The 26,234-nt window shown below is 65.4% G+C and carries 23 protein-coding genes; 5 read left to right on the forward strand and 18 right to left on the reverse strand.

What is annotated here, in order from left to right; translation table 11 throughout:
- Positions 1-144: 144 nt before the first annotated feature.
- The 18 genes from trbG to ACVOL0_RS14725 all read right to left on the reverse strand — a co-directional run bounded on the left by trbG (position 145) and on the right by ACVOL0_RS14725 (position 18,221).
- Positions 145-1,137: a P-type conjugative transfer protein TrbG gene (trbG, locus tag ACVOL0_RS14640; RefSeq protein ID WP_023093969.1), complete on the reverse strand. Its 993-nt coding sequence runs from the start codon at positions 1,135-1,137 to the stop codon at positions 145-147.
- Complete coding sequence (gene trbF, locus ACVOL0_RS14645) at positions 1,134-1,838, reverse strand: conjugal transfer protein TrbF (protein ID WP_023093968.1); 705 nt, start codon at positions 1,836-1,838, stop codon at positions 1,134-1,136. The genes trbG and trbF overlap by 4 nt, the downstream gene beginning before the upstream one ends.
- 12 nt (positions 1,839-1,850) lie before the next feature.
- Complete coding sequence (trbL, locus tag ACVOL0_RS14650) at positions 1,851-3,230, reverse strand: P-type conjugative transfer protein TrbL (RefSeq protein ID WP_023093967.1); 1,380 nt, start codon at positions 3,228-3,230, stop codon at positions 1,851-1,853.
- On the reverse strand, positions 3,227-3,547 hold the full coding sequence (locus ACVOL0_RS14655) for a hypothetical protein (protein WP_023093966.1): 321 nt from the start codon (positions 3,545-3,547) through the stop codon (positions 3,227-3,229). The genes trbL and ACVOL0_RS14655 overlap by 4 nt, the downstream gene beginning before the upstream one ends.
- Positions 3,548-3,559: 12 nt before the next feature.
- On the reverse strand, positions 3,560-4,285 hold the full coding sequence (gene trbJ / locus ACVOL0_RS14660) for a P-type conjugative transfer protein TrbJ (protein ID WP_023093965.1): 726 nt from the start codon (positions 4,283-4,285) through the stop codon (positions 3,560-3,562).
- Positions 4,282-6,735 carry a conjugal transfer protein TrbE gene (trbE, locus tag ACVOL0_RS14665; RefSeq protein WP_023093964.1) on the reverse strand — a complete coding sequence of 818 codons (2,454 nt, stop codon included), beginning with the start codon at positions 6,733-6,735 and terminating at the stop codon, positions 4,282-4,284. The genes trbJ and trbE overlap by 4 nt, the downstream gene beginning before the upstream one ends.
- Positions 6,736-6,750: 15 nt before the next feature.
- Positions 6,751-7,023, reverse strand: a complete 273-nt coding sequence (locus ACVOL0_RS14670; RefSeq protein ID WP_023093963.1) for a VirB3 family type IV secretion system protein — start codon at positions 7,021-7,023, stop codon at positions 6,751-6,753.
- Positions 7,020-7,412 carry a TrbC/VirB2 family type IV secretion system protein gene (locus ACVOL0_RS14675; protein WP_023093962.1) on the reverse strand — a complete coding sequence of 131 codons (393 nt, stop codon included), beginning with the start codon at positions 7,410-7,412 and terminating at the stop codon, positions 7,020-7,022. Before ACVOL0_RS14675 ends, ACVOL0_RS14670 begins: the two co-directional genes overlap by 4 nt.
- Positions 7,409-8,461, reverse strand: a complete 1,053-nt coding sequence (gene trbB / locus ACVOL0_RS14680) for a P-type conjugative transfer ATPase TrbB (protein WP_023093961.1) — start codon at positions 8,459-8,461, stop codon at positions 7,409-7,411. Before trbB ends, ACVOL0_RS14675 begins: the two co-directional genes overlap by 4 nt.
- Positions 8,458-8,922 carry a ribbon-helix-helix protein, CopG family gene (locus tag ACVOL0_RS14685; RefSeq protein ID WP_023093960.1) on the reverse strand — a complete coding sequence of 155 codons (465 nt, stop codon included), beginning with the start codon at positions 8,920-8,922 and terminating at the stop codon, positions 8,458-8,460. The genes trbB and ACVOL0_RS14685 overlap by 4 nt, the downstream gene beginning before the upstream one ends.
- Positions 8,919-10,922 (reverse strand): conjugal transfer protein TraG, encoded by a 2,004-nt coding sequence (locus ACVOL0_RS14690; protein WP_023093959.1) that lies wholly within the window; start codon positions 10,920-10,922, stop codon positions 8,919-8,921. Before ACVOL0_RS14690 ends, ACVOL0_RS14685 begins: the two co-directional genes overlap by 4 nt.
- A 236-nt stretch (positions 10,923-11,158) precedes the next feature.
- Positions 11,159-11,437 (reverse strand): EexN family lipoprotein, encoded by a 279-nt coding sequence (locus tag ACVOL0_RS14695; RefSeq protein ID WP_023093958.1) that lies wholly within the window; start codon positions 11,435-11,437, stop codon positions 11,159-11,161.
- Entirely contained in the window at positions 11,434-12,366 is a 933-nt protein-coding gene (locus ACVOL0_RS14700) for a LysR family transcriptional regulator (RefSeq protein ID WP_023093957.1), read from the reverse strand. Before ACVOL0_RS14700 ends, ACVOL0_RS14695 begins: the two co-directional genes overlap by 4 nt.
- Positions 12,367-12,399: 33 nt before the next feature.
- On the reverse strand, positions 12,400-13,545 hold the full coding sequence (locus ACVOL0_RS14705; protein WP_055312169.1) for an AI-2E family transporter: 1,146 nt from the start codon (positions 13,543-13,545) through the stop codon (positions 12,400-12,402).
- A gap of 169 nt (positions 13,546-13,714) precedes the next feature.
- Positions 13,715-14,512: a DUF1269 domain-containing protein gene (locus tag ACVOL0_RS14710; protein WP_023093955.1), complete on the reverse strand. Its 798-nt coding sequence runs from the start codon at positions 14,510-14,512 to the stop codon at positions 13,715-13,717.
- Positions 14,513-14,796: 284 nt separating this feature from the next.
- Positions 14,797-15,825: a lipid A deacylase LpxR family protein gene (locus ACVOL0_RS14715; protein ID WP_414715478.1), complete on the reverse strand. Its 1,029-nt coding sequence runs from the start codon at positions 15,823-15,825 to the stop codon at positions 14,797-14,799.
- Between the two features lie 501 nt (positions 15,826-16,326).
- The gene (locus tag ACVOL0_RS14720) at positions 16,327-17,535 is read right to left on the reverse strand and encodes a sensor histidine kinase (RefSeq protein WP_023093953.1); all 1,209 of its coding nucleotides are present in this window, start codon (positions 17,533-17,535) and stop codon (positions 16,327-16,329) included.
- Complete coding sequence (locus ACVOL0_RS14725; protein WP_023093952.1) at positions 17,532-18,221, reverse strand: response regulator; 690 nt, start codon at positions 18,219-18,221, stop codon at positions 17,532-17,534. Before ACVOL0_RS14725 ends, ACVOL0_RS14720 begins: the two co-directional genes overlap by 4 nt.
- A 147-nt stretch (positions 18,222-18,368) precedes the next feature.
- Between ACVOL0_RS14725 and ACVOL0_RS14730 the strand changes: the two genes are divergently transcribed.
- The 5 genes from ACVOL0_RS14730 to ACVOL0_RS14750 form a co-directional block, all read left to right on the forward strand.
- The gene (locus ACVOL0_RS14730; protein WP_023093951.1) at positions 18,369-19,826 is read left to right on the forward strand and encodes an efflux transporter outer membrane subunit; all 1,458 of its coding nucleotides are present in this window, start codon (positions 18,369-18,371) and stop codon (positions 19,824-19,826) included.
- A 121-nt stretch (positions 19,827-19,947) separates the two neighbouring features.
- Positions 19,948-21,051 (forward strand): efflux RND transporter periplasmic adaptor subunit, encoded by a 1,104-nt coding sequence (locus ACVOL0_RS14735; RefSeq protein ID WP_023093950.1) that lies wholly within the window; start codon positions 19,948-19,950, stop codon positions 21,049-21,051.
- Positions 21,048-24,143, forward strand: a complete 3,096-nt coding sequence (locus ACVOL0_RS14740) for an efflux RND transporter permease subunit (RefSeq protein ID WP_023093949.1) — start codon at positions 21,048-21,050, stop codon at positions 24,141-24,143. Before ACVOL0_RS14735 ends, ACVOL0_RS14740 begins: the two co-directional genes overlap by 4 nt.
- 67 nt (positions 24,144-24,210) lie before the next feature.
- Positions 24,211-25,362: an MlaE family ABC transporter permease gene (locus tag ACVOL0_RS14745; protein WP_023093948.1), complete on the forward strand. Its 1,152-nt coding sequence runs from the start codon at positions 24,211-24,213 to the stop codon at positions 25,360-25,362.
- The coding region (locus ACVOL0_RS14750) for an ABC transporter ATP-binding protein (RefSeq protein WP_481549730.1) at positions 25,356-26,234 on the forward strand (879 nt) is incomplete at its 3' end. The genes ACVOL0_RS14745 and ACVOL0_RS14750, both read left to right, overlap by 7 nt.

Here is a 26,234-nt window from a genome sequence, read left to right on the forward strand (position 1 = left end):
CCTACCGCCGCCGTAATCGTTGGCCCCGGGGGGGCGGTTGCGGGGGGGGGCCGGGGGGGGGGGGGGCGCGCGCCGCCCCCGTGGGGGGCGCGCCGTGGCCCCCGGGGGGCGGGGCACGGGCGGGGGTGTCGTCCTGGCTCATGGTCAGTTCCTCCGCGCAACGCCGTCCGTGCGCTCAATCCGCACCACGTCGCCCTTGTCTCCGCCCAGGCGAAGTTCGGCCGCGCCGAACAGCCGATCCACGATGTAATACGGCGAGCGGAAACGGTAGTTGACCAGTTGCCCGTCGCCTTCCGGCCCGATCACGAACAGCGGCGGCAGCTCGCCTTGCGCGATGCCGACGGGGAACTGGATATAGACCTTCGCACCGTCGTCGAAGGCGCGCAGCGGCTTCCACGACGGATTACTGCCGCTGACCGCGTAGCGGAAGCGCAGGTTCTCCAAGGACAAGCCGGAATCCACCGGCGCGGCTGCGCTGGCCGCCTGCGCCCGGCGCTGCAAGGCCAGCATCCGGTCGCGCGGATACTCCCAGGACGCCGACGCCATCCACGTCTTTTCCGTCGAAGCCAACTCCAGCAGGTACGTCCTGCGGTTGGTGGTGATGACGAGATTTGTCTTGAGGCCCGAGCGGATCGGCTTGACCAGCACATTGACGCGCAGGTCGGCACCGCTGCCGCTGGACGTATCGCCCACGATCCAGCGCACAGTATCACCAGCGGCCACCGTCACCAGCTCCTCGCCCGGCTGGAGCGAAATCACGGTCACGCGGCCCACGGCTGCATAGACTTGGTAGAGCGCGCCATCGGTGAACGGCCACACCTGAATCGCGTTGACGTATCCCTCGCGCGTGGGTGCGACGCGCGCCTCGGCATTGGCCCGTGAGACGCGCACCTTCTCGTCGGCTGGCTCCGGCGTGGGCTTGGCGTCCTCGGCTTCGGGCAATGGCTTCAACTGCGCCGGCATCGGCAGAACCTCGGGCACGGCCACCACCTCCACCGGCGCGGATGGCTCGGGTAGCGGCTGGGCCTGCACCGGCTCATCGAGCGAGATGGTCGGCGGTGGCTTGCCCTGCGTAGCGCAGCCCGCCAGGGCAAGCAGGATCACCGGCAAGGCGGATTTACGGAGAAGATCATTCATGGCTTGGCTCCTTCGGAAGAATCCAGTTCGCGGCTCCACGACAGGCCGTTGACGTAGATGCCCAGGGGGTTCTTGCGCAAGCGTTCTTCGGTGCGCGGCGGCTGGAGCACGATGGACACCACGGCCGTCCACCGCTCCAAGCCCGCCGCGGCGCCGTTGACGTAGCGGCGTTCCGTCCAGCGCACGTTGAAAGACGTGTCGCTGGCGCGCACGACGCTGGTGATCTGCACCGTTACCGACTCCTTGCCGATACGCGCGAACGGGTCGTTGACCCGTGCGTAGTCGTTGAGCACGGCCGCGCCCTTGTCGGTTGTGTAGTCGTAGGCGTCGAGCCAGTTCTGGCGGACGACGATGGGGTCGATGGACAGCGAGCGCACCAGCGTCACGAAGCGCGCGATGTGGTGCGCGGTCTGCGCATCGTTGGGCCGGTATGGCGTGGCGGCTTCGCCCACGGCGCGTACCTGGCCCGCGTTGTCCACCTCCACGACGTAGGGCGTCACGATGGATTGCGCCGAGCGCCACACCAGGCCGCCGGCCATCAGCAGCGCAAGCGTTAGGCAGCCGAAGGCCATCAGGCGCCAGTTCTTCGCCTGCACGCGCGGCAAGCCGATGCGCTCGTCCCACACCTGGCCGGCAGCTTGGTACGGCGTGGCAGGCTGCGGCGTGTCGGCATAGCGCACCTGCGGTTTCTTGAATCGCATGGTCAGTTCTCCTTATGAATCGGAATCGCGCAGGCTCGGCCCCTGGCCGGAGCCGCCGCCATCGCCACCGCGTAGCGTGTGGGCGGTGGTGGTCGCGGCATGGGTGAGTTGCTGGCGGCGGTGCAGGCGTTTGGCCCAAGCGGGCTGTTCCTGCTTCTGGGCGGTAGCCGCGCCGGCTGTGGCCTCGCCTGCGCCACCCTGACCGGATGCCGCGCCGCCATCGGCAGCAGCGCCATTCCAGCCAGCGCGGAAGGGAGCGGCCATGCGTTGCCCGGCAGCGGAGGCGCGGGATGCCGCGCCTCGTTCGGCTGCCTGCGCGCCGGTCTTGGCGACGTTGCCCAGGCCCGCCATTGCGCCTTTCGCACCACCGCCTGCGGCGGCGGAGCCGGCCTGGAACGCCGATTTCGCACTGCCAGCCGCCGACGTGGCCGCACGCGCACCAGCGCCGGCCAGCTTGGCGGCAGCCGGTGCCATACGTGCGCCAGCGGCTACGGCACCGCCTACACCCGTCGCGGCAGCACCGACAGCTACCGCCGTCCCGGCCGCACCGATGGCAGCGCCTGCCATCGCGCCCGCGCCGAGCTGCGGCGCACCGGACACTAGGCCCGTGGCGATACCAGGGCCGAAGATCCCCAGCGCCAGCAAAGTGAGCGAGGCCAGCATGATGACCAGTGCGTGGTCGAGCGACGGCTCATCGGGGTGGACTTGGAACTGAGTGAACAGGCCCGAGCCGATACCGACGATCACGGCCAGCACCAACACCTTGACGCCGGAGGCCACCACGTTGCCCAAGACCTTTTCGGCCAGGAACGAGGTCTTGTTCCAAAGCGCGAACGGCACCAGCACGAAGCCCGCGAGGGTTGTCAGCTTGAACTCGATGAGCGTGATGAAAAGCTGGATCGCCAGCACGAAGAAGCACAGCACCACGACCAGCCAGGCGAGGAACAGCACCAAGATGGCATCGAGGTTCAAGAACACCTCGGGAAATCCCATCATGTCGTCGAGCTGGAGGAAGATCGGCCCGCCCGCGTCAAGGCCGGTTTTCGCCAACCGGCCAGGCTGCAAGAAGTTCTCCATCGTGATGGCAGAGCCGGTGGCGGTGATGCCCAATCCCGCGAACGAGCGGAAGACGATGCTCGCCAGCCAGTTGAAGTTGTTGATGATGTAGGCGAAGGCGCCGACGTACAGCACTTTGCGCAGCAGCTTGGCGATCACGTCCTCGCCTTGGCCGGTGGCGTGGCTCATGGCCCAATACAGTCCAGCGATCGTCATGTCGATGACGATCAGCGTAGCCGTGAGGAACGCCACTTCGCCCCGCAGCAGCCCGAAACCCGAGTCGATATAGGCGGCGAAGGTGTTGAGGAACTGGTCGATGATGGTCACGTCATTCATGGCGTGTCCTCCGGTTCGGGTGGCATTGCGGGAGCCACGCCATCGGCCGGCTCCTCGAAGCTCGGCGGGATCGGCGGCAGGTCGGCCAAGGTCTGGTATTCATCCGGCTCAGCCTGGCCGGAGAAGAAGCGCCGCCGGAAGGCTTCGGCAGCGGCGCGGCAAGCGTCCTCGCCCGTGGCCTGCCGGTCGGCCGCGCATTGCGCGCGCAATGCCTTGAGCCGCACGGGATCAGCGGCCAAGGCATCGGCAAGGTGGTCGGCCGGCTGCTCGCCGCAAGCGGCCACCAGCGCGACACACAGGACAAGGACGCATCGCATGGCGGCCTCCTGTCAATTGCCGTAGAAATCCACGCGCTGCGGCGTGTACGGCGTGCCATCGCCGATGAAACGCCGCCGCACTTCGCGCGCTCGCTCGGTGGCGGCCGCCTGCCGCGCCAGTTCCAGCGAGGCCGCACGATCCTGCGTGATCTGGAGCCGTTGCGACTGGATCGACTGCTTGGCCTGCAAGGCCAGCAACTGGTTCATGGCCTGCATGGCTTGGAGCGCGCCTTCGGCCGACTGGCTCTTGCCCACGAGGTCAGCCAGCACGCTTTCGTCTTCGCCCAGGTTCTGCGACACCTGTGCCTGCATCTGCATCGTGGTCTGCAAGCCGTTGAGCGTGTTCCGCCAACGCTCCTGCGCATCGCGGTACATCTGGTCGCCGCTGACGGTGGCGGCGTACTGCTCGGGATACAGGCGCGCAAACTCCCGATCCAGATTCGTCACGTCGTAGGCCAGGCCGCGGGCCTGCGCGATCAGCCGCTCGGTCGTCGCCAGATTGGCGCGCAACTGGTTCACTACGCTGGACGGCAGGCTGGCGAGGTTGCGCGCCTGGTTCATCAGCATCTGCGCTTCGTTCTGAAGCTGCTGGATCTGGTTGTTGATCTGCTCCAGCGTGCGGATCGCGGTCAGCGTGTTCTGCACGAGGTTGGTGGGATCGACCACGACCCATTGCGCATGGGCGGTGGCGGTGCAAAGCATGGCCGCGATGGCGGCGGCGATAAGACGCTTCTTCATGGCAGATTCTCCAGGGGTTGGTCAGCGAGGGAACCCGGCGCGAGGCCGGGGAACGAGGGCAGCAGGTCGGCCGCCCAATCGAGGCCGCGATGGCGCAGCCAGGCGCCCGCGAAGCCGGGCACGCCGGCGTCCAGCAGCACGCGGTCTATGTCGCGCTGGTCTTGCGGCGTGGAAGCGCCCACAAACGCCAGCGCCGCCGGCCCCAGGTCGAGGTCGAACAGGCGGTTGCCGAGGCGGGATTGGTAGTAGTAGTCGCGCTTGGGCTGCGCGGTTGCGACGATTTCGATCTGTCGCCTGTTGAGGCCGAAGCCCTCGTAGATCGTGCGAATCTGCGGTTCGGTCGCCTGCGGGTTCGGCAGGAAGATGCGACTGGCGCAGCTTTCGATGATCGCGGGCGCGATGCTCGAATCCTTGATGTCGGCAAGGCTCTGCGTGGCGAAGATGACGCTGACGTTCTTCTTGCGCAGCGTCTTGAGCCACTGGCGGATACGCGCGGCAAACACCGGGTCATCGAGGAACAACCACGCTTCATCGAGGATCAGCAGCGTGGGCGCACCGTCGAAGCGTTCATCGAAGCGCGCAAAGAGGTAATGCAGCACGGCCATGACGGCGGCCTTGCTGTGCATCAGCTCCTCCATCTCGAAGCACTGCACGTCGGCCATGCCGAGGCGGTCATGGTCGGCGTCCAGCAGCTTGCCGTGGGCACCGCCTAGCACATAAGGCGACAGCGCCTGGCGCAGCGTGTTCGATTGCAACAGCACGGAGACCCCCGTCATCGTGCGCTGCTCCACCGGCGCACCGGCGAGACTTCCCAGCGCCGACCAGATAGCTGTCTTCTCGTCGGGGCCGACCGCCACGCCTTCGTGCACCAAGCGGCCTTCGATCCATTCGGCGGCCCACGTGCGATAGCCCTCACGGTCGATACGCGCGAGTGGTTGGAAAGCGATTTCGCCATCCGTGCCCAGGTCGTAGTGTTCGCCGCCCAGGCCGAGGATCGCAGCCCGCATGGAGCGGCCCATGTCGAAGGCGACGATGCGCGAGCCGCGATAGCGGCGAAATTGCATCCCCAGCGTGGCGAGCAAGACCGACTTGCCCATGCCAGTCGGCCCCGCGACCAGCGTGTGGCCCACATCGCCGATGTGCGTCACGAGGCGAAACGGCGTGGCGCCATCGGTGCGTGTGACGATCAGCGGCGGGCCGTCGAGGTGGTCGTTCTTCTCTGGCCCGGCCCACACCGCCGACACCGGCATCATGTGCGCCAGGTTCAGCGTCGAAACGATGGGCTGGCGCACGTTCGCGTGGGCGTTGCCGGGGATCGAAGACAGCCAGGCATCCACGGCATTGAGCGTTTCAGGGATGGTGACGAAGCCCCGACCCTGGATGACGCGCTCCACCATGCGCAGCTTCTCGTCTGCGACGGCAGCGTCCTCGTCCATGACGGTGACGGTCGCCGTCAGATAGCCGAAGGCGACTTGATCGCTGCCTAGCTCCTGCAAGGCAGCGTCGGCATCGGCGGCCTTGTTGTTGGCGTCGGTATCGACCAGCGGGCTTTCCTGCTGGAAGATCGTTTCGCGCAGCAGCGCGATGACGTTCTTGCGCTTGGCGAACCATTGGCGGCGCAGGCGTCCCAACTCCCGTTCCGCCTCGGATTTGTCGAGGCAGAGAAAGCGCGTGCTCCAGCGGTACGCAAAACCGAGGCGGTTGAGGTCGTCCAGAATCCCTGGCCAGGTCGAGGTCGGGAAGCCGCGCACCGACACCACGCGCAGGTGCTGGTCGCCCAGCATGGGCGCCAGGCCGCCGACCAGCGCGGAATCGGTCAGCAGCGCGTCGATGTGGAACGGCACTTCGGGCACGCCCACGCGATAGCGCCGCGTCGAGATGGTCGCGTGCAGGTAGGTCAGCGTCTGCGCGTCATCGAGCCAGTCAATTTCCGGCATCACGCCGTCGAGCAGGTCAAAGACGCGATCCGTTTCCGCGACGAAGGCTTGCAGCCGCTCGCGCCAGTCCACACCATTCGTCGGCGTGTTCTCGTAGAGCATCCTGGCTGCGCGGGCGCGGGATTCTTCCGGCGGCAGGTAAAGCAGCGTTAGGTGATAGCCGCTCTCGAAGTGATGGCCCGATTCCTCGAAGGCGGCCCGGCGTTCTTCCTCCACCAGCCACGAAAGCGGTTCGGGAAACTCCGAGCGCGGATAGTCGGCAGCGGCCCGGCGGTCGGCTTCGATGAACAGCGCCCAGCCCGATCCCATGCGGCGCAGGGCGTTGTTCAAGCGCGCCGACGTGGCGATCAGTTCGCCTTGCGTCGCACTGTCGAGGTCGGGCCCACGAAACCGGGCTGTGCGCTGGAAACTGCCGTCCTTGTTCAAGACGACGCCCGGTGCGACCAGTCCGGCCCAGGGCAGCCAGTCAGCAAGCAAGGCCGGGCGCTGGCGGTATTCGGCGAGGTTCAGCATCGCGGCGTCCTCCCCTCACACGTCCAGCAGCGGGCGGTGCTTGATGTGCCGCGCAAAGACCTGCATGAACTGCGGATCGACGCGCGCACCCCACACCGCCAGCGAATGGCCGACGATCCAGAGCACCACGCCGGGAATCCACAGTTGCAGGCCCAGGCCGACCGCGGCAGCCAGCGTGCCGTTGGCGATCGCCACGGTGCGCGGCGCACCGCCCAGCAGAATCGGCTCGGTCAGCGAGCGATGCAGCGGCACCTCGAAGCCTTCCGTGAAGGCGTCCGGGGCGCTCATACGACGGCCCCGCCGGAGAAGCTGAAGAACGACAGGAAGAAGCTGGAAGCCGCGAAAGCGATGGACAGGCCGAAGACGATCTGGATCAGCTTGCGGAATCCGCCAGACGTGTCGCCGAACGCGAGCGCGAGGCCCGTGGCGATGATGATGATGACGGCGACGATGCGAGCTACCGGCCCCTGGATGGATTCGAGGATGGATTGCAGCGGGCCTTCCCACGGCATCGAGGAGCCGGCGGCCTGTGCTGTTCCAGCCAGGAACAGCAGCAGCGCGGCCAGCAGCAGTCCTTGCCCCGCAGGGCGGCCCAGGCAGCGCAGCCGTGCAGAGTTAGACAAGTGAGAAGGCGGATTTACGGAAACACGGAAAGCAGGAATGGTCATCTGCGTCATGGCAGTTCTCCAAGTGAGTGAGGGGATCGGGAAGTCGCCGCAGCGGGTGCGGCATCGGGACGTGGCGGCAGCTCGGGAAACGGCGTTTCCAGCGCGTCCGCCAGTTGGTAGCCCACGCCGTCGAAGCCGACGACGCGGGCGATGCTCTCGATGCGGCGCTTGCGCCCGCGTCCGGCTATGTGGATCACCACGTTGACCGCCTCGGCAATCAGCGCACGGGGCGGATTCACCGCCACTTCGAGAATCAGTTGCTCCAGGCGCAGCAGCGCGCCGAGCGCGGAGCCGGCATGGATCGTGGCGATGCCGCCCGGATGGCCTGTGCCCCACACCTTGATGAGATCCAGTGCCTCGGCGCCGCGCACTTCGCCAACGACGACGCGATCAGGCCGCAGGCGCATGGACGAGCGAACCAGCTCGGTCATCGATACCACGCCTGCGCGGGTGCGCAGCGGAACGTGGTCACGGGCCGCGCATTGCAGCTCCACCGTGTCTTCAAGCACCAGCACGCGGTCGCCCGTGGCGGCGATCTCGGCCAGCAGCGCATTGGCGAGCGTGGTCTTGCCGCTGCTGGTGGCGCCGGCGATCAGGACGTTCTGCCGCTCGCGCACGGCGCGAACGAGAAAGCCCGCCTGGGCGGCGGTCATCATCTGGTCGATGACGTACCGCTCCAGCGGGATCACGCCGATGGCGCGCTTCCGCAGCGCGAAGGCCGGCCCTGGCGCGGCGGGCGGCAAGATGCCCTCGAAGCGTTCGCCGGTTTCGGGCAGTTCGGCGGATAGCAGCGGCTGGCCGCGATGGACTTCCGCGCCCACATGGGCCGCGACGAGGCGGATGATCCGCTCGCCATCGGCCTCGGGCATCTCCACACCGATCGGCGCACGACCCGACGACAGGCGATCCACCCAAAGGGTGCGATCGGGGTTGAGCATGATTTCCACCACGTCCGGGTCTTCCAGCGCGGCGGCGATCAGCGGCCCCATCGCCGTGCGCAGCATCTGGATGCGCCGGTCGAGCGACGTGGCGCTCATGGACTGCGGAGCGGCGCTCATGAAGCACGCTCCTGCGCTTGCGCGGCTGCCGCCGCGTCCTCCATCCGCATCGGATCGGGATGCAGTTCCTCCACCACGTCACGAACCAGGCTGCGGCCCCGCAGCAGGTGGCGGCCAAGCTGCTCGGTGAACTGCTCGAAGCGCACTTTGCCCTGCGCGCGTGCCGCGTCTTGATGCGCCTCGGGAACCGGCGTGCTCACGGTCAGGTAGTAGCGAATGAACAGCGCCAGCGTTTCGATGGCGATGTTCTGGTCGCGCTCCATGCGCTCGGCCTGGCGCGAGAGGCGATCAAGCCGTTTGGAAATGGCCGCTTCGCGCTGGTCGCCGGCATCGGGCGACAGCCACGATGCGAGCGCCGCCGCGACGATGGACGACTTGGACACGCCCTTCTTGGCAGCCAGTTCATCGAGCCGCTTGGCGTGCTCAGGCTGGATGAACAGATTGAGGCGGTAGTGGCTCATAGCTCGATTCCGTCGTTGGGGTCGAGGGAAGCCAGCCGCGCCGTGCGCTGCATGGATGGGTCAAGCTGGCGAGGAAGGGGAAGCGGCAGGTCGTCGTCGTCATCGAGCAGCGCGAGGTCGGCCGCAGGCGCGGCCAGCTCAGGGGCGTAGGCGACGGTTTCGGAGAGTTCGGGCTGACGGCGCGGGCCGCCGTCGTCGGCAGAGGCAGCGAAGCCCTCGGCGGTATCGGACGCCGGCGCAACGGGCACGGCGGGAATCGCCAGGCCGCTCCAGTCGTCCAGACGCAACGGCGGCACGTCCGCGTACTGCCCGTCCGCGAGCGCGGGAGGCAGCAGCACACGGCGCTTGAAATTGCTGTCCGCGTAGTAGCGCAGCTTCTTGGCCTTGATCGGCGCGACGCTGGACACCATCACCACCGCCTCGTCAGGCGGAAGCTGCATCACCTCGCCCGGCGTCAGCAGCGGGCGCGCTGTTTCTTGGCGCGACACCATCAGATGCCCGAGCCACGGCGCGAGTCGGTGGCCCGCGTAGTTGCGCTGGGCGCGCAGCTCGGTGGCCGTGCCCAGCGTCTCGGAGATCCGTTTGGCGGTGCGCTCGTCGTTCGTGGCGAACGTCACGCGCACATGGCAGTTGTCGAGGATGGAGTGGTTTTGCCCATACGCCTTGTCAATCTGGTTGAGCGACTGCGCGATGAGGAAGCTGCGGATGCCGTAGCCGGCCATGAAGGCCAGCGCCGTCTCAAAGAAGTCCAGGCGTCCCAGCGCCGGGAACTCATCAAGCATCAGCAGCAGCTTGTGGCGACGCTCGATGCCGTCGGAGCCATCGAGCGATTCGGTGAGGCGCCGACCGATCTGGTTGAGGATCAGGCGAATGAGCGGCTTCGTCCGAGAAATGTCCGAAGGCGGCACCACCAGATACAGCGACACCGGATGCTCGGCAGCGATCAGGTCAGCGATGCGCCAGTCGCAGCGCGACGTGACTGCGGCCACGGTCGGATCACGGTACAGGCCGAGAAACGACATGGCGGTGCTCAACACGCCGGAACGCTCGTTGTCCGACTTGTTGAGTACTTCGCGCGCCGCCGAAGCGACGACAGGATGCGGCCCATTGCCCAGATGGGGCGTGGTCATCATCCGATGCAAAGTCAGCTCGAACGGGCTGGCCGGGTCGGACAGGAAGTTGGCGACGCCGCGCAGCGTCTTGTCTTCGCCCGCATAGAGCACATGCAGGATGGCCCCGACCAGCAGCGCGTGACTGGTTTTCTCCCAATGGTTGCGCTTCTCCAGCGCGCCTTCGGGGTCAACGAGAATGTCCGCGATGTTCTGCACGTCGCGAACTTCATGCGCGCCGCGTCGAACCTCCAGCAGCGGGTTGTAGGCCGCCGACTGCACATCGGTCGGGTTGAACAGCAGGCAGTGCGAGAAGCGCGAGCGCCAGCCGGCGGTGATCTGCCAGTTCTCGCCCTTGATGTCGTGGATGACGGCGGAGGCCGGCCATGACAGCAGCGTCGGCACCACGAGGCCAACGCCCTTGCCCGAGCGCGTGGGTGCGAAGGTCAGGACGTGTTCCGGGCCTTCATGACGCAGGTATTGGCGATCATGCTGGCCCAGGAACACGCCGGCAGGCTGTGTGAGGCCAGCCTTGCGAATGTCCTGTGCGTTCGCCCAGCGCGCAGAGCCGTAGGTTGTGACCATGCGTGCTTGACGCGAGCGCCAGACCGACATGGCGATGGCGACGCCCACGGCGGCCATGCCGCTGGCGCCGGCAATCGCGCCGCCGGTGTCGAAGACCTCCGGTGCATAGGCGCCGAAGAAGAACCACCACTCAAACAGTTTCCACGGGTGGTAGATCGACGTGCCAAGAAAGTCGAACCAGGGCGAGCCAAGGCGTACTTGATAGCCAAGGGCCGCTGCCGTCCATTGTGTGGCGGCCCACACTCCGGCGATCACGATGCCGAGCACCACGGCGATCTGACCAAACAGCACGTTCGTCCCTTGCATGACCTGGCCTCCGATTTCTCCTGCGCTGATTCCTCATGGAGATCGCGGCACAGGGGCGTGCCGCAGGCGTCAGGTTCGGTGTCAAGTCAGTGCTGGTCAAAGACCGTGTTGAGCAGAAAAGTCAAGAAAAAAGAAAGAATGAGTGCAGTGGCGAGTCAAAGAAAAGCGCCGCAAGCGAAGACGCATTGCGGCGTGTCGAACAGGAGAATGAAGATGATGCGTCGAACCGACAACGATCAGAACTTGGGCGGTTCCTTCGGAGGCGTGTATGGCGTTTCGCCGTCGCCATAGAACCGCTTGCGCGTAGCTTCGGCCACCCGGTTGCACAGCACGCCACCCAACTTTGGGCGGTCAGTCTTGCAGTGCTGGCGCAGTTCCTTGAGCCGTTCAGGATTGGCCGCAAGCTCTTCCACTGTTGGAATATTCGCTTCGGAAGCGTTGATCTTCTGAGGCGCTTCGGACTGGCCGCAGGCAGTCATCGCGGTCACCAGCAAAAGCGGGATGATCCTTTTCATGGCGCAAGCGCTCCCGGGGAATCAGGTCGATGCTTGGGAGACTCTGGCGACTGGATGGCCTTCACTCGCTCGATGAAGCGCGAGATCTCATCGGATGGATCGCCCTCAAGGCGCAGCAAGTAGGTCGTCAGCGGCGGCACACGCGATGCAAGCGGCCGTGCCACAACGCCCGCTTCGCGACTGGTGGAAATGTGCGCCTCGCCCGTCAGACCCAACGCGAAGCCTGCGGATACCAGCGCCATCATCAGATCGCAGGAGGCCACACGCTCGGCTATCAACGGCTCCATGCCTGTCCGACGCAGCACACGTTCGACGTGCTTGGCATGACCCTCGCACACCTGTGGATCGCATAGCACTAGCGGGTAACGCAACAGCGCATCCAAAGGGATGCGCTTGTGGACCAACAGAGGGTGCCGCGCAGGCACCGCCACCATAAGCGTATCGCTCCAGGCCGGCATGGCGACAACTCTGTCGCCCACTTCGTCGGACTGCGCGAAACCCACGTCATAGAGGTCATCATGCAGTCCCTTGATCTGCTGCGATAGAGGCACCTCGAAGAACCGAAGCTCAACCTCTGGCTCTTCTTGGCGGCACAGCGCCAAGAGCCCCGGCAAACGCGACGGGGTGATGCCATCGGAAAGAGCCACGCGCAACTGCCCGTGGAAGCCGTTCGCAGCTGCTTGCACGCTATCGCGAGCCTGCTGCAATGCTGCGAAGACGCGCGGCACATGATCCATAAATAACTTTCCGGCACGAGTAAGTCGTGTGCTGCGAGTGGTGCGGGCAAGCAGAATCACGCCCAGTTCTTCTTCAAGCTCCTTGATGGCGCGCGACAGCGGCGATTGCTCAATATGCAGCCGCTCAGCCGCACGGGCGAAGTGCAATTCTTCGGCTACGGCAAGGAAATAGCGAAGGTGTCGTAGTTCCATTGTCATGGTCTCGCCATACCCGGGAGTTAATCTCTACCCCGAATTCTCGGGCTCGGCTGAAGCATGCGGAGTGCTGGATTCGCCACTTGTGTTTCCTGCGACAAACAATGACCAGGCCGCCATAAAAAAGGCCGCGATAACCGGTCCAGCGACGAGACCGGTCAATCCAAAAAGCGAGATTCCACCGAGAGTGGATAGCAGGACGATATAATCCGGCATGCGAGCTTCCTTACCAACGAGGATCGGTCGCAGGATGTTGTCGATTAATCCGATTACACCGGCGCCGAACGCGGCCATAAGAGCCGCTTTTGCCACTTCACCCGTTGCTAGAAGATAAAGTGCCACCGGCCCCCAGACCAACCACGCCCCCAGCACGGGGATTAGTGACAGCACTGCCATTACGACACCCCACAAAACTGCTCCTTGGATTCCGAGCAACCAGAACAGCACGCCTCCAAGCGCACCCTGGATGCCCGCGACCATCAGGCTTCCCTTAATCGTCGCTTTCACCATGTTCTCGAACCGAAGCCCCAACTCACCCAAGTAGCTGCGCTCGATTGGTAATGCGTCACGTAAATTCTCGACCACCTTCGTTCCATCACGGAAAGCAAAGAAAAGAAGGTAGAGCATCAACGTGAAGCTCACTGCAAGCCGCAGCGTATCTTGACCAACTGCGACGGCGTGCGAGGCGATGAATTGCAGCGCTTGTTCGAGGATCTGTACTGTGTTGCCGCGGATGCCATCCAACTGGTTGAGGCCCATCCGTTCCAGCCACGCCCGCAACCAAGGAGGAGCCGTCTTTACGGCCTGATGTATACGGGCTTCGATGCCGCTGCCGCCATCAGCCAGTAGGTGATCGTAGAGTTGCACTACTTCCTGCGCAGCAGATATAGCGACCAGTGCAAGCGGAACCACTACGAGCAGCACGCACGCTACTATGGTCAAAAGAGATGCCAGTGCCGGGGATCGAGGCATCGATGACAAGATGCGCTCGTAGAGCGGCCAGAACAGCACTGCTAGCGCCGTCGCCCAAAAGATTGCTGCGTAGAACGGCCATAGCAGTAGGCCGAAGAGCAGCGTAATTACGATCAGCGCGAGAATGAACGACCGATCCTTTAGGTTCACTAATTGCATATCGACCTGATGTCCATTGCGTATTTTTTCATTAACACATTTCATCCATACATCTGGCTCGACCTCCTTTCCCTCGGATCGGGAGGGATTGAAACCAGCTTGCCAGCGACCTCATCCAACTGGAGAAGGAGAATTGCGAGCACTTCCACCACGACGACCGCGCGGGTCGTTAGAGCGCAATGGGCAACGATTTAGACGATCGCTTTCTTTGCCGCTATCTCAGCGCGGCCTTGGTTTGTTCCCAAGCCTGTTCGAGTTTGGCAGCGCGCTTATCGTAGTCTTCCTGGATATCGGCAATGCGTTGTTCAATCCGCTTTCCAGCCGATTCGACAGCCCCCTCGGCCTGCGCTTGTAATGAGACGATTACAGCCTCCGTTTCTTCGCGAAGAGCTTTGGCCTTCCCTTGAATTCGCTTGCTGGCTTCGGCCAAGGATTTGTCCAACAGTTCGATGCGCACCTTTAGTTCTGTGCCAGCATGCTTACCCTCTTGGAGCAGTTGCTCGCGTAGGTACGTCAATTCGTTCGTGATGTCATTGATCTCGCGTCGGATCTGGGCTTCCTCGACTTCGTGACGGAACGTACGCACCACCACGCCGCCTAGAGGGGCGATGCGAATATCAAGGGGCGAAGTCCAGCCCTCATCGATTTCGGCAATGACCACGCTCCTGCCAGGCGTAAGTTCTTCGGAGATGACCTTGATAAAATCCCCAGAAATTCCAGCATCGAATATATCTTTAAGCCCGCCGAGAAGCGCGCCGCCGGTCAGTCCTGCGATTGTGCCGAACGGACCTGCCAGCAAGCCGAGAAGACCACCAGTAACTGCGCCAATCGTGGTTGCAAGCCCGCCCGCCGACTTGGCTTCCCTGATCGAGAGCTTGCCGGCTTCGTCCTTGACGACTACCGTTTCGCCGTAAAGGAGGATACTGCCCTCTCGATGCAGCTCGCGAAGCGCCAGGACCCCTTCGTAGGCCCGCGCTTCATCTGGAAAAATGATGGCTACAAATTTGTTCATGTGTCCGCCTTGGTAGTATGTCCGGAGTCTGCAAATCGGATGCGACTTTATGGTCGGCTTTGCGGCAACCATGACAAACGCTTGTCGGCGGACGAAACGACCAGGTCGTGCCCAAGCTTCTTCCGCCTCACGTTGTGCGTTTGTGCATCTGTCCGCCGTAGCAGCCTGCCGGGCTTGCTTGAAGAATTCTTTTGGGATTCTTTTGGATTTTGTTAAGTCGCTTGCCATTGCACGGCGCGAATGCGGCGCTGGGACGATAACCTCTGGATGTCTCGAACTGTTCCTTAGAAGCCTCGGGTGAAGGTGACGCTACCAAAGACCGGTCGTTGTCGCTGCCCTGCGAACTCGCGGGTGCGGTGATAACGTGCAAAGGCGATCCGCCAGCGCCCGCGGTCGGCCGCGATGCCGTAGCCGATGTCGGCGACGAAGGGGCGCTTATCGACGCTGTGGCTGTTGCGGAAGGTATTGCCATCGAGTGTGATGTCGCGCATCACCCAGCGGGCATCGAGGGACAGGAACAGGTGGCTACGCCACATGCCATCCGCGAGAGTTTGAAAGGCTGTGGTGTTCTCACCGGCCGGACGCAGCGGCGCCATGCCGAAGTCGTCCGACAACTCAGTGCCCAGGCGCAGTTCCATCCCTGCATGGGCGGCAGTCGCGAAGTTGCCAATGCTGCCACCCACCGCCCCGATGGCGTCCCACTGCCAAGCCTGGGACGAGGAGCTGCTGCGCAGACGCTCTCGCCGCTCGTGAATCAGTTGGATCACGGGCTCGTCATGCAATTGATTGTCCCAGCCAAGAGAGCTGTCAGCACCGATGACGCGGTGCAGCGCGTTCTGTACTTCGCCAGCCTTGGCCGAGGGGCCTACCACGCCGACGCGCAACTGGGACGTCCGCAGGACATCACCCGTGCGCGCGCTGTATCCCAAGCTGAACATCAGCGCCCCGGCGTAGGGGCGGTCGCTGGCAATCAGGCCCCGCCGCTTTCGCTCCGTGGGCGTGAACATCAGGTGGCCGAATCCGGCAGTGAGATGCCATTCATCGATGGTCGATGATTGTCGTTCGGCAAACTGCTGGCTGAGCCAGCGCGCCACGCCCGGCAGGCAGGTCGAATTCGCTTGATCTGCTAGGTTAGGGGAGACCAGCGTCGCCAATATGCCGTTGGAATATCCCTGATCCTGGCCGGTGCCGCCGAGCAGGTCGTTGTCCATGCGCAGGTTGAGCGTGCTCGCACTTCTGGGGGTGGCGGGAGCTTGGCATGGCTCGCTGGCCAGTGCCGTCGAGACCCAGCACAGCACGGAGAGTAAGAACAACCCCCGAGCGGGCGCGGTGGCGCGATGGAAACTGCCGGCTCGCTCCAGAAGTGCGGGCTGGATTGCCTGCCGGGGCGGCAGAAGCAGGGACGGGATGAGCATTGCACGGCAGCTTGCTTTCGGAGCGTGGCGAGCATGCGCGTGGAATTTAAAGATTTTCTTTGGATATGGTTGACCTTTCGTTAGGCATGGATTGCGTCAGGACACCATCAAACAGTACGCGCAGCACATGCAGCCCTATCCGCAATCGATGTTGTGACTGGCTACCAGCACACCTTTGGTGACGAACTGCGCGGCTTCGCACACCGGTAAAAAGGCCGATCAGTTGAGAGATGAATTCAGATCCGCTTGCTGCCGTTGTCCAATGCTGGATAAGTCTCTCGACGAGACTGGCAGTTGCCAGAAGCACTTGACTGGGCCGGCGCATTCCCTAATAGCCAGCTCGCCAATTCGTAGCTCAGTATTCGCCACGACTTTCGTCCGCTTACTTCAGGTCTCAGGTCAACCGGTCGAGACAAAAGTCCGCGTCGGCAGGCGCACGCTTACGATCAAGCCGCCAGCGCTACGATTGCCGCATTCCAGCTCGCCCCCGTGTGCCCGGCAGACGGCCGCAGCTATCGCCAGGCCAAGTCCGCTTCCACCGGAATGACGCGCTCGCGAGGTTTCGGCGCGCCAGAAGCGGTCGAGCATCGCGGGAAGATGTTCTGGTGCGACGCCAGGCCCGTGGTCCGAGACGGTAATCGTTGTGCCCAACGGCGTACTATTTGCGTCGATCTCCAGTGTCTTGCCGCGCGCCGCGTAACGCAGGACATTCTCGACGAGAATCGTCAGTACCTGCCCTATGCGATCTCGGTCGGCATACAGTTGGATATGGGTCGCAGCCGACACAACCGGCTTAATGCCTGCTCGATCCAGGTCAGCTGCGGCCCATTCCAGCCGCTCCGCAATCAGTTCCTGCAGCGGGAAGCTGTCCATTTCGAGCGGGAGCTGCCCGGCACGCGCCAGAGAAACCAGGTGTAGATCGCCCACCAGCCGGTTGATCTGCTCGAGCTGGCGAAGAATCGCACCAAGCTGATCCTGCTCCAGCGGGAAGACCTCATCCATCATGCCTTGGACACGGCCCATGGCCGCGTTGAGCGGCGTGCGCAATTCGTGCGCCAGCATCGCACTGGAGTCACGCACCTCGCGCTCGTACTGCTGTAGCCGCGTGGTCATGTCGTTAAAGTTGCGCACAAGGCCCGCCAATTCGTCGGGTGCGGTAGTCACCGCATCGACGCGATTACCGAAATGGCCTTCACTGACTCTGCGGGCTGCTTCTGCGATCAGTACGAACTGACGCGAAAGTGGTCGCGACAACCACAGCCCGACCAGGATGACGACAGGGATTGCGACGACGACCATGACGGCCAACATCAGCCAGTCAGGATTGGTCAGGCCGGGGCCGAATCGCTCGATGTTGTGGTAGCGCTCCATCAGCTCCCACAGCCGAGGCTCATTGCCGCGAGGATCCTCACGCAGCCGCTCGATCTCCTGGCGCGTCTCCGGCGGTGCCTGGCGCAGTGTTAGCGTATCGGCGATGTCGAAGTACGCCCACATGCCGATCGCCACCGCCAACACGGTTCCTACGGCCAGCGCGCTCATGCGCAGACCGAACCACCACCATAGCGAGCCCGGACGCCGGCGCGGCCACAGCAGCGTACGCAGCTTCATTGGAAACGGTATCCGACGCCACGTACTGTCATCAGTACGCCGCTCACACCACGCTGTTCTAGCTTGCGGCGGAGGTTGTGCATGTGCACGTCGACGGACCGCTCCAGTGCATCGCTTTCGGGCAAGCAGGCGTCGAGCAGTTCATGACGGGTGAAGGCCTTGAACGGCGTCTTCAACAGCTTGGCCAGTAGGTTGAACTCGGCAGGCGTCAGGGACAGCGGAATTGGCTGTCCCGATGCATCCTCCACGCTGGCCAAAACCGCACCGGTATCGACTACGACGTTGCCGTGGCGCAGTAGACCATCGGGCCGCGGCGAGGGGCGTGCGCGGCGCAGCACTGCGTGCACGCGAACCACCACTTCCTTTGGGCTGTAGGGCTTGACGATGTAGTCGTCGGCGCCGTAGCGCAGTGCGCCGAGTTTCTCCGGCTCGTCGCCGATGGCGGTGACCATGATCACCGGCGTGTCGCCAACACGGCGAATAGCGGAGAGCACGTCGGTACCACTGACCTTGGGCAGCATGACGTCCAGTAGGACCAGGTCGGGGCGCCACTGTGCGTGCAACTGCAGGGCCTGCGCGCCGTCGTGTGCCTTGCTGACCTGGAAGCCGTCCTTGTGCAGGTAGGCCTCCAGGATGCTGGCGCTGTCCAGATCGTCCTCGACGACCAGTATTTTCTGTTGAGACATGCTGACTCCACTCGCTCGTGCATGCGCCACGTGATCGCGCTGGGCGCGAAGCGGCGCTTCTTAATCAAATCTAAAAAAAACCCGAAACATCCCTTCAAGTCCCGAAGGCAACCTACACCGATTCTTGTAACACGCTGGAGAATTCGCATGTTCCCAAAATTGTCTGGCGATGTCCCGGCCTGGTTGATGGCCTCCGTGCTGGCCGCGCCGTGGCTCGCTGGATGCTCGATGGCACCGCATTATGAGCGGCCGCCGCAGGCAGTACCGGCGACGTTCGGGCAGCTTCGCGCTGCAGCGGCCGCCACCGCCGCAGAGCAGGCCGCGCCCGCGGCGCTGACGGATCAGGAGCGTGAGTTCCTGGGCGCCCTGACGCCCGACGGCGCCCTGGCGCCGCTGGTAGTGCGCGCTCTGGCGCACAACGCCGACTATCGACTTGCGGCGCTTCGGGTCGAGCAGGCGCGCGCGCAATACCGCGTCGAGCGCTCTGCGCGCCTGCCCACGGCCGGTATCGATGCGCAGCAGACCCGACAGAGCTTCGACGATCCCGCGCTACGCGAGCGCTACCAGCAGGATCTGTCGCGTGCCGGCATCGCCATCAGCGACTACGAACTGGACGTATTCGGACGACTGAAGTCGCTATCCGATGCCGCTCGCGAACATTATCTAGCCAGCGAGGCTGGGCAGGAGGCAGCGCGCGGCGCGTTGGTCGCCGAGGTACTAAGGGCCTATGCGCTGGTCTGCGCGGCGACGCAGGCGCACCAGCGCCTGCAGGCCGTGCATGCGGACAACGCGGCGCTGCTGGAGATCGCGCAAGGGCAGTACGACATCGGGCTGATCGCACGCGACGCGCTGGACCGCCGGCGTGCCGCCACCGAGCAGGCGCAGGTGGCCGCACTGCGCGCCGGCGACGATGCCGCAGCAGCGCGGCGGGCGTTGCAGCTGCTGACCGGATTCGATGCGGAGGTGGCACCCGGCCCGCTGGCACCGCTCGCCGAGGCGCCCGACGCAATGGCGGCACTGCGCGATCTGGATTCGAAGGTGCTGCTGCAGCGTCCCGACATCCGCCAGGCCGAGGCCGAGCTGCGCGCGGCCAATGCGAACATTGGCGCAGCCCGCGCAGCCTTCTTTCCCTCGATCCGCCTGAGCACCTCGCTGGGTAGCGCCAGCAACTCGCTGGACGATCTGTTCAGCTCGGGCAGCCGCAGCTGGTCGTTCATGCCGCAGTTGGTGCTGCCGATCTTCGACTTCGGCCGCAACCGCGCCAACCTCGACCTGGCCTGGACCCGCAGGCACGCCGGCGTGATCGAGTACGAGCGCAGCATCGAGGCCGCATTCCGCGAAGTCGCCGACGCGCTCGACGCCCGCGCCACCTTCGCCGTGTCCGAAGCCCAGTTGCGCGAGCAGGATCGGCTCGCGGCGCTGCGTCTCGAACGCGCCGAGCGCCGCGTCTCGCGCGGGCTGGCGGATCGCCAGGACCTGCTGGCCGACCGTATCGAGGCGACCCGCACCACGCTCGACCACCTGCACGCTCAGCGCGATCTGGCGCTAAGCCGCATCGCACTGTTCAGGGCCTTCTACGGCGTCGAACTGCCCGCCCGGCTTTGAGAGAGGACCCCGACCAATGACGCTTCGCTTTTCGCCCGTGCCGGATTGCTCCACCTGGACAGCGGCGCCGACTATCCCTTCCCCCCTTCAGACCGGCGCGCAGGCGACCGGAGGTAGCCTTATGCCCATTGCGCGCTCCATTGTCCCCGCCGGCCTGCTGGTCGCGACACTACTGCTGTCGGCCTGCAGTCCCGACACGCCCGCGCCCGAACCGCTGCGCACGGTCAAGCTGGAGGCCGTCGGGGCCGGTTCGGCCGCCGCCGCCTCGCGCTTCGTCGCCACCCTGCGCCAGGAGCAGCGCGCGGAATTGGCGTTCGAGAACGGTGGGCGCATCGCCGAGATCGCCGTGGACGTGGGTGACCGCGTGCGCAAGGGCCAGGTGCTTGCGCGTCTGGACGCCGAGCCGGCGCGGCTGCGGCTGGCACAGGCCGAGGCGAACCTGCGCGCGGCCACCGTGCAGGCCAGGGAACGGCAGATCCAATTGCAACAACAGCAAGCGATGTTCGAGGACGGAGCGATTTCGCAAGCGACGCTGACCAGCGCCCAGGTCGCCGACGACTCGGCACGGGCGCAATTGCGCGTGGCCGAATCCGACCGCGCGTTGGCTGCACGCGCGCTGCGCCAGAGCGAGCTGCGTGCGCCGTTCGACGGCAGCGTGGTGGCCCGCCAATTGCAGCCCCAGGCCGATACCTTGGTCGGGCAGACCGTGCTGCAGGTCGAGGGCCAGGGCCAGCCGCAGGCGCTGGCGACGCTGCCGAGCTCGGTCGCGCAGGGCCTGGCGCCAGGCGCGCTGGTGCGGGCGATGCGCTCGGACGCGCCGCAGGCGACGTTCGAGCTGCGCTTGCGAAGCGTCTCCTCACGGCTGGAAGGCGGTGCCAGCGTCCAGGCAATCTTCGACGTGACCGAGGCCTCGGTACCGCTGCGCAGCGGCGACAGCCTGCTGCTCGCGCTTTCGAATGAGTCCGCAGTCGACCTGTCGGTGCCACTGCAGGCGGTAGTCGGACAACAGGGCGAGGATGCGGTGTACGTCTACGATACCAAGGTGGGCACCGTGACCCGCCGCCGCGTCGAACTCGGCTCGGTCGAAGGCGAGCGCGTGCGCGTGACCGCCGGCCTGCAGCCAGGCGACCAGGTGGTCACCGCTGGCGGCGCCTTCCTCAGCGACGGCCAAGCGGTGCTGCCGTTCCGCTCCGCTTCGCGCCTGAATGAAGCGGGGCGCCCATGAAGCTGACCCATTCGGCCCTCGGTGCCAGCCGCCTGACCCTGTTCGCCGCGCTGATGGTACTGGTCGGCGGCATCGTCACCTTTCTCGGATTTCCTTCACAGGAAGAACCTACGGTCACGATTCGCGATGCATTGGTGACGATTTCGCATCCCGGCATGCCCAGCGAACAGGTCGAGGCCCTGCTGGCCAAGCCGGTCGAGGAGCGCCTGCGCGAGATCGGCAGCCTCAAGAGGATCGTCACCACGGTGCGGCCCGGCACCGCGACTATCCAGCTCACCGCCTACGACCACGTCAAGGACCTGCCGGCGCTGTGGCAGCGCGTCCGCGCCAAGTCGGCTGAGGCCGGCCAGGCCCTGCCAGCCGGCAGTTTCGGGCCGTTCGTCGACGACGACTTCGGACGGGTGGCGGTGGCCTCGATCGCTGTCACCGCGCCGGGCTTCGGCATGAGCGAGATGCGCGAGCCGCTACGCGACCTGCGCGCGCAGTTGCATACCTTGCCTGGCGTCGAGCGGGTGACATTCTATGGCCTGCAGGAAGACCGGGTCTACGTGGCGTTCGATCGCGGGCGCCTGGTCGAGGCCGGGCTGAGCCCGGCCTCGGTGATGCAGCAGTTGCAGGCGCAGAACGTGGTCGCGCCCGGTGGGCTGGTGTCGGCTTCGGGGCTGGCGATGACGGTGGCCACTTCCGGCGAGTTGCGCAGCACCGAGGAGTTGCGCCACTTTCTGGTCTCGGTGTCGGACACATCCGGTGCGGGCGGTACGCGCGAGGTGCCGCTGGGACATCTTGCCCGGATCGAGGTGATGCCGGCCGATCCGCCCGAGAGCGCCGCGGTCTACGAGGGCATGCCGGCGGTGGTGGTCGCGGTGTCGATGGCCACCGGCTACAACATCGGCGACTTCGGTGCGCAGCTGCGTACTAAGCTGGAAGAGACCGCACGGCAGTTGCCGGCCGGCTTCGAGCAGCACGTGGTCACCTTCCAGGCCGACGTGGTCGCGCGCGAGATGGGCCGCATGCACCAGGTCATGGGCGAGACAATCCTGATCGTCATGGTCGTCGTGATGCTGTTTCTGGGTTGGCGCACCGGTCTGATCGTCGGCGCGATCGTGCCGCTGACCATCCTCGGCGCACTGATCGCCATGCGCGCGCTGGGCGTGGAACTGCAGACGGTATCGATCGCGGCCATCATCATGGCTCTCGGCCTGCTGGTGGACAACGGGATCGTCATCGCCGAGGACATCGAACGACGGTTGGCCGCCGGCGAAGAGCGCCGCCATGCATGTATCGAGGCCGGCCGCACGCTGGCGGTGCCGCTGCTGACCTCCTCGCTGGTGATCGTGATGGCGTTCTCGCCGTTCTTCATCGGCCAGACCGCCACCAACGAATACCTGCGTTCGCTGCCGATCGTACTCGGCCTGACCCTGCTCGGCTCCTGGCTGCTGAGCATCACGGTGACGCCGCTGCTGTGCCTGTACTTCGCCAAGGTGCATCCGTCCCACGGCGAGGGTGCTGGCCAGTACGATTCGCGCTTCTACCGCGGCTACCGCCGGATCATCACCCGGGTGCTGGACCACAAGGCGCTGTTCATCGGCACCATGCTGGTGCTACTGACCGGCGCCGGCGTTGTGCTGGCGTCGATCCCCTACGACTTCCTGCCCAAGTCCGACCGACTGCAGTTCCAGATGCCGGTGACCCTGCAACCTGGTAGCGACTCGCGCGAAACCCTGCGCACGGTGGAGGCGATGAGCCGCTGGTTCGCCGACGACAAGGTCAATCCAGAGGTGACCGATAGCATCGGCTACGTCGCCGACGGCGGTCCGCGCATCGTGCTGGGCCTGAATCCCCCGCTGCCGGGCAGCAACATCGCCTACTTCACCGTCAGCGTCGCGCAGGGCACCGACATCGAGCAGGTGATCGACCGCACCCATCGGTACATGCGCGAGGCGTTTCCGCAGGCTCGCGCCGAGCCCAAACGCTTCCCGCTGGGTGCGACCGAGGCCGGCGTGGCCATCTACCGCGTGGTCGGCCCGGACGAGGCGGTGCTGCGCGAGACGGGCGAGCGCATCGCCGCGGCGCTGCGCGGGTTGCCTGGTATTCAGGACGTCTACGACGATTGGTTGCCGCGCGTGCCGCGCTACGTGGTCGAGGTCGACCAGCTCAAGGCGCGCCGCGCCGGCATCAGCAGCGAAGACGTGGCCCAAGCACTGCAACTGCGCTACAGCGGCCTGCAGGCCTCGCTGATCCGCGACAACGGCGTGGCTGCGCCGATCGTGTTGCGCGGCGATGCGCGCGAGCGCGATGCCGCGGGCAGCCCGGCCGATACGTTGGTCTATCCCGGCGCGGGCGGCGCGCCGCTACCGTTATCGGCGATCGCGTTGGTCTCCACGGCGAGCGAGCCCTCAACGATCATGCGCCGCAACCTGGTGCGCACGCTGACGGTCACCGGCCGCCATCCCAGCATGACCGCCAATGGAATCGTCGCCGAGATCGCGCCGCAGATCGATGCGATCGAGCTGCCGCCGGGCTACCGCATCGAACTTGGCGGCGAGATAGAGGATTCGGCTGAAGCCAACCAGTCGCTGCTGCAGTTCATGCCGCATGCGCTGATCATGATCCTGCTGTTGTTCGTGTGGCAATTCAATTCTTTCCGCAAGCTGTTCATCGTGGTGGCGAGCATCCCGTTCGTGCTGATCGGCGCGGCCCTGGCGCTGCTGCTGACCGGCTACCCGTTCGGCTTCATCGCCACCTTCGGCCTGCTGGCGCTGGCCGGCATCATCGTCAACAACGCTGTACTCCTGCTCGAGCGCATCGAGGCTGAACTGGCCTCGGGCCTGGCGCGGCGCGAGGCGGTGATCTCGGCGGCTGTGATGCGGCTGCGCCCGATCGTGATGACCAAGCTGACCTGCATCGTCGGCCTGATCCCACTGATGCTGTTCGGCGGTCCCCTGTGGACCAGCATGGCGATCACGATGATCGGCGGCCTAGCGCTGGGAACACTGGTGACGCTGGGCCTGATTCCGATCCTGTACGACCTGCTGTTCTCGCTGCGCGTGCGCAGCGGCGGCAAGTCCACGAATGGGGAAGCGACCGCATGAGTTTCCCCTCCGCCATGCATGCACGCCGACTCCGGTCCGCGTTGCGCCACGACCAGGAGGCTTTGCGATGACGCAGGCATGGCTACGCCGCGAGGCCAACGCTGACGGACACGCGGCCTGGATTGCCGGCGGCGACTGGACGATCGAGCACTACGGCCGATTGGCCACGTTGGTATCCGACGCGCGCGCAAACCCCGGTGCGCAGCGCGCGGTGCCGTTCCTAGACTGGACGCAGGTCCGCCAGCTCGACACCGCGGGCGCGGCGCTGCTGGTCGAGATGCTCGGCCCAGTGCTGGCGCGCGAGCACCTGCGCGCCGATCCACGGCTGGAGCCGGAACGCCGAGCCCTGCTGGAGGTGCTGGTGGACGCTGCGGAGGCCCAACAGGTCGCGGGGCACCCTGCGCTCGATTCCGCGCCTGCATGGCTGCGCGGCATCGCGGGCATCGGCGCAACGGCCGAGCGGGGGCTGCATTCGTTACTGGATCTGGCCGGCTTCGTCGGCCAGATCCTGGAGACTTGGCTGCGCATTGCGCCGTACCCGCGGCGCTGGCGGCTGACTGCGGTGGTCGCGCAGATCCAGCGTGTCGCTGTCGATGCTGTGCCCATCGTCGCCCTGCTGAGTTTCATGGTCGGTACCGTGGTCGCCTTCCTCGGCGCAACCGTGCTGGCCAACTTCGGCGCCAGCATCTTCGCCGTGCACCTGGTCGCGTTCTCGTTCATGCGCGAGTTCGGCGTGCTGCTACCGGCGATCCTGATCGCCGGGCGCACCGCCAGCGCCTACACCGCACAGATCGGCTCGATGAAAGCGAACGAGGAGATCGACGCGCTGCGCTCGGGAGGGTTGAACCCAATCGAGCTGCTGGTGTTGCCGCGGGTGCTGGCACTGCTGGTCTCGCTGCCCCTGCTGACCTTGGTGGGCGTTCTGGCGGGCATCGCTGGCGGTGCCGCGGTCTGCGTGCTGAGTCTCGACATCTCGCTGGCGCAGTTCCTGGCCATAGTGCAGGACAAGATCGAGGTGCGGCATTTTCTGGTCGGGCTGAGCAAGGCACCGTTCTTCGCCGTCATGATCGCCGCGATCGGCTGCCACGAGGGTTTCAAGGTCTCCGGAAGCGCGCAGTCGGTGGGCGACCACACCACCTCGAGCGTGGTGCAGTCGATCTTCGTCGTGATCCTGCTCGACGCGCTGGCGGCGCTGTTCTTCATGGAGATGGGCTGGTGAGCGGCCTTTCGAACGGAACGGCAACTCATGCCATCGAGGTGCGCGCGCTGGACAACCGCTTCGGCGAGCAGCAGGTGCACCAGAACCTGGACTTGGACGTTCGGCGTGGCGAAATCCTGGGTGTCGTCGGCGGTTCGGGCACCGGCAAATCGGTCCTGCTGCGTAGCATCGTTGGTCTTCAGCGCCCGCATGCCGGCGTGGTCCGCATCGAAGGCCTGGATCTGCTGCAGCTCCACGGCGCAGCGCGCACGCATCTGGAACGGCGCTTCGGCATCCTGTTTCAGAAGGGTGCCCTGTACTCGTCGCTGAGCGTGACCGAGAACGTCGCCCTGCCGCTGATCGAGCACGCCGGCCTGCCGCGTGCCCAGGCCGAGCACCTGGCGCGCAGCAAGCTGGCGCTGGCTGGCCTGCCACCGGATGCCGGCGACAAGTCGCCGGCATCCCTGTCGGGTGGCATGGTCAAGCGTGCGGCCTTGGCGCGGGCGCTAGCCTTGGACGCGGGCATCCTATTCTTGGACGAGCCGACGGCAGGACTGGACCCGATCGGCGCAGCCGCGTTCGACCAGCTGATTCTGACCTTGCGCAATGCGCTGGGGCTGACCGTGTTCCTGGTGACCCATGACCTGGACTCGCTCTACACGATCTGCGATCGCGTGGCGGTGCTTGCCAATCGGCAGGTGCTTGTCAATGACAGCATCGAGGTGGTGGAGCGCTTCGACCACCCCTGGATCCAGGCCTATTTCCACGGACCGCGCGGCCGCGCGGCGGGGGGGGGGCCGCGCCCCCGCCCCCCCCCCCCCCCCCCCCCCCGGGGCGGGCGGGCGCCCCCCCCCCCCCCCCCCCCCCCCCCCCCCCCCCCCCCCCCCCCCCCC

It is taken from the genome of Stenotrophomonas sp. STEN021 (assembly GCF_056760175.1).

Bases quoted from the DNA above. Each gene is read 5' to 3' on its own strand.
- ACVOL0_RS14690 (WP_023093959.1), bottom strand. From the start codon at position 10,922: ATGCAAGGGACGAACGTGCTGTTTGGTCAGATCGCCGTGGTGCTCGGC.
- trbB (WP_023093961.1), bottom strand. From the start codon at position 8,461: ATGAGCGCCGCTCCGCAGTCCATGAGCGCCACGTCGCTCGACCGGCGC.
- trbF (WP_023093968.1), bottom strand. From the start codon at position 1,838: ATGCGATTCAAGAAACCGCAGGTGCGCTATGCCGACACGCCGCAGCCT.
- ACVOL0_RS14670 (WP_023093963.1), bottom strand. From the start codon at position 7,023: ATGAGCGCCCCGGACGCCTTCACGGAAGGCTTCGAGGTGCCGCTGCAT.
- ACVOL0_RS14710 (WP_023093955.1), bottom strand. From the start codon at position 14,512: ATGAACAAATTTGTAGCCATCATTTTTCCAGATGAAGCGCGGGCCTAC.
- ACVOL0_RS14720 (WP_023093953.1), bottom strand. From the start codon at position 17,535: ATGAAGCTGCGTACGCTGCTGTGGCCGCGCCGGCGTCCGGGCTCGCTA.
- ACVOL0_RS14730 (WP_023093951.1), top strand. From the start codon at position 18,369: ATGTTCCCAAAATTGTCTGGCGATGTCCCGGCCTGGTTGATGGCCTCC.
- ACVOL0_RS14725 (WP_023093952.1), bottom strand. From the start codon at position 18,221: ATGTCTCAACAGAAAATACTGGTCGTCGAGGACGATCTGGACAGCGCC.
- ACVOL0_RS14735 (WP_023093950.1), top strand. From the start codon at position 19,948: ATGCCCATTGCGCGCTCCATTGTCCCCGCCGGCCTGCTGGTCGCGACA.
- ACVOL0_RS14745 (WP_023093948.1), top strand. From the start codon at position 24,211: ATGACGCAGGCATGGCTACGCCGCGAGGCCAACGCTGACGGACACGCG.
- ACVOL0_RS14700 (WP_023093957.1), bottom strand. From the start codon at position 12,366: ATGGAACTACGACACCTTCGCTATTTCCTTGCCGTAGCCGAAGAATTG.
- trbG (WP_023093969.1), bottom strand. From the start codon at position 1,137: ATGAATGATCTTCTCCGTAAATCCGCCTTGCCGGTGATCCTGCTTGCC.
- ACVOL0_RS14685 (WP_023093960.1), bottom strand. From the start codon at position 8,922: ATGAGCCACTACCGCCTCAATCTGTTCATCCAGCCTGAGCACGCCAAG.
- ACVOL0_RS14655 (WP_023093966.1), bottom strand. From the start codon at position 3,547: ATGCGATGCGTCCTTGTCCTGTGTGTCGCGCTGGTGGCCGCTTGCGGC.
- ACVOL0_RS14695 (WP_023093958.1), bottom strand. From the start codon at position 11,437: ATGAAAAGGATCATCCCGCTTTTGCTGGTGACCGCGATGACTGCCTGC.
- trbJ (WP_023093965.1), bottom strand. From the start codon at position 4,285: ATGAAGAAGCGTCTTATCGCCGCCGCCATCGCGGCCATGCTTTGCACC.
- ACVOL0_RS14705 (WP_055312169.1), bottom strand. From the start codon at position 13,545: ATGAAATGTGTTAATGAAAAAATACGCAATGGACATCAGGTCGATATG.
- ACVOL0_RS14675 (WP_023093962.1), bottom strand. From the start codon at position 7,412: ATGACGCAGATGACCATTCCTGCTTTCCGTGTTTCCGTAAATCCGCCT.
- trbL (WP_023093967.1), bottom strand. From the start codon at position 3,230: ATGAATGACGTGACCATCATCGACCAGTTCCTCAACACCTTCGCCGCC.
- ACVOL0_RS14740 (WP_023093949.1), top strand. From the start codon at position 21,048: ATGAAGCTGACCCATTCGGCCCTCGGTGCCAGCCGCCTGACCCTGTTC.
- trbE (WP_023093964.1), bottom strand. From the start codon at position 6,735: ATGCTGAACCTCGCCGAATACCGCCAGCGCCCGGCCTTGCTTGCTGAC.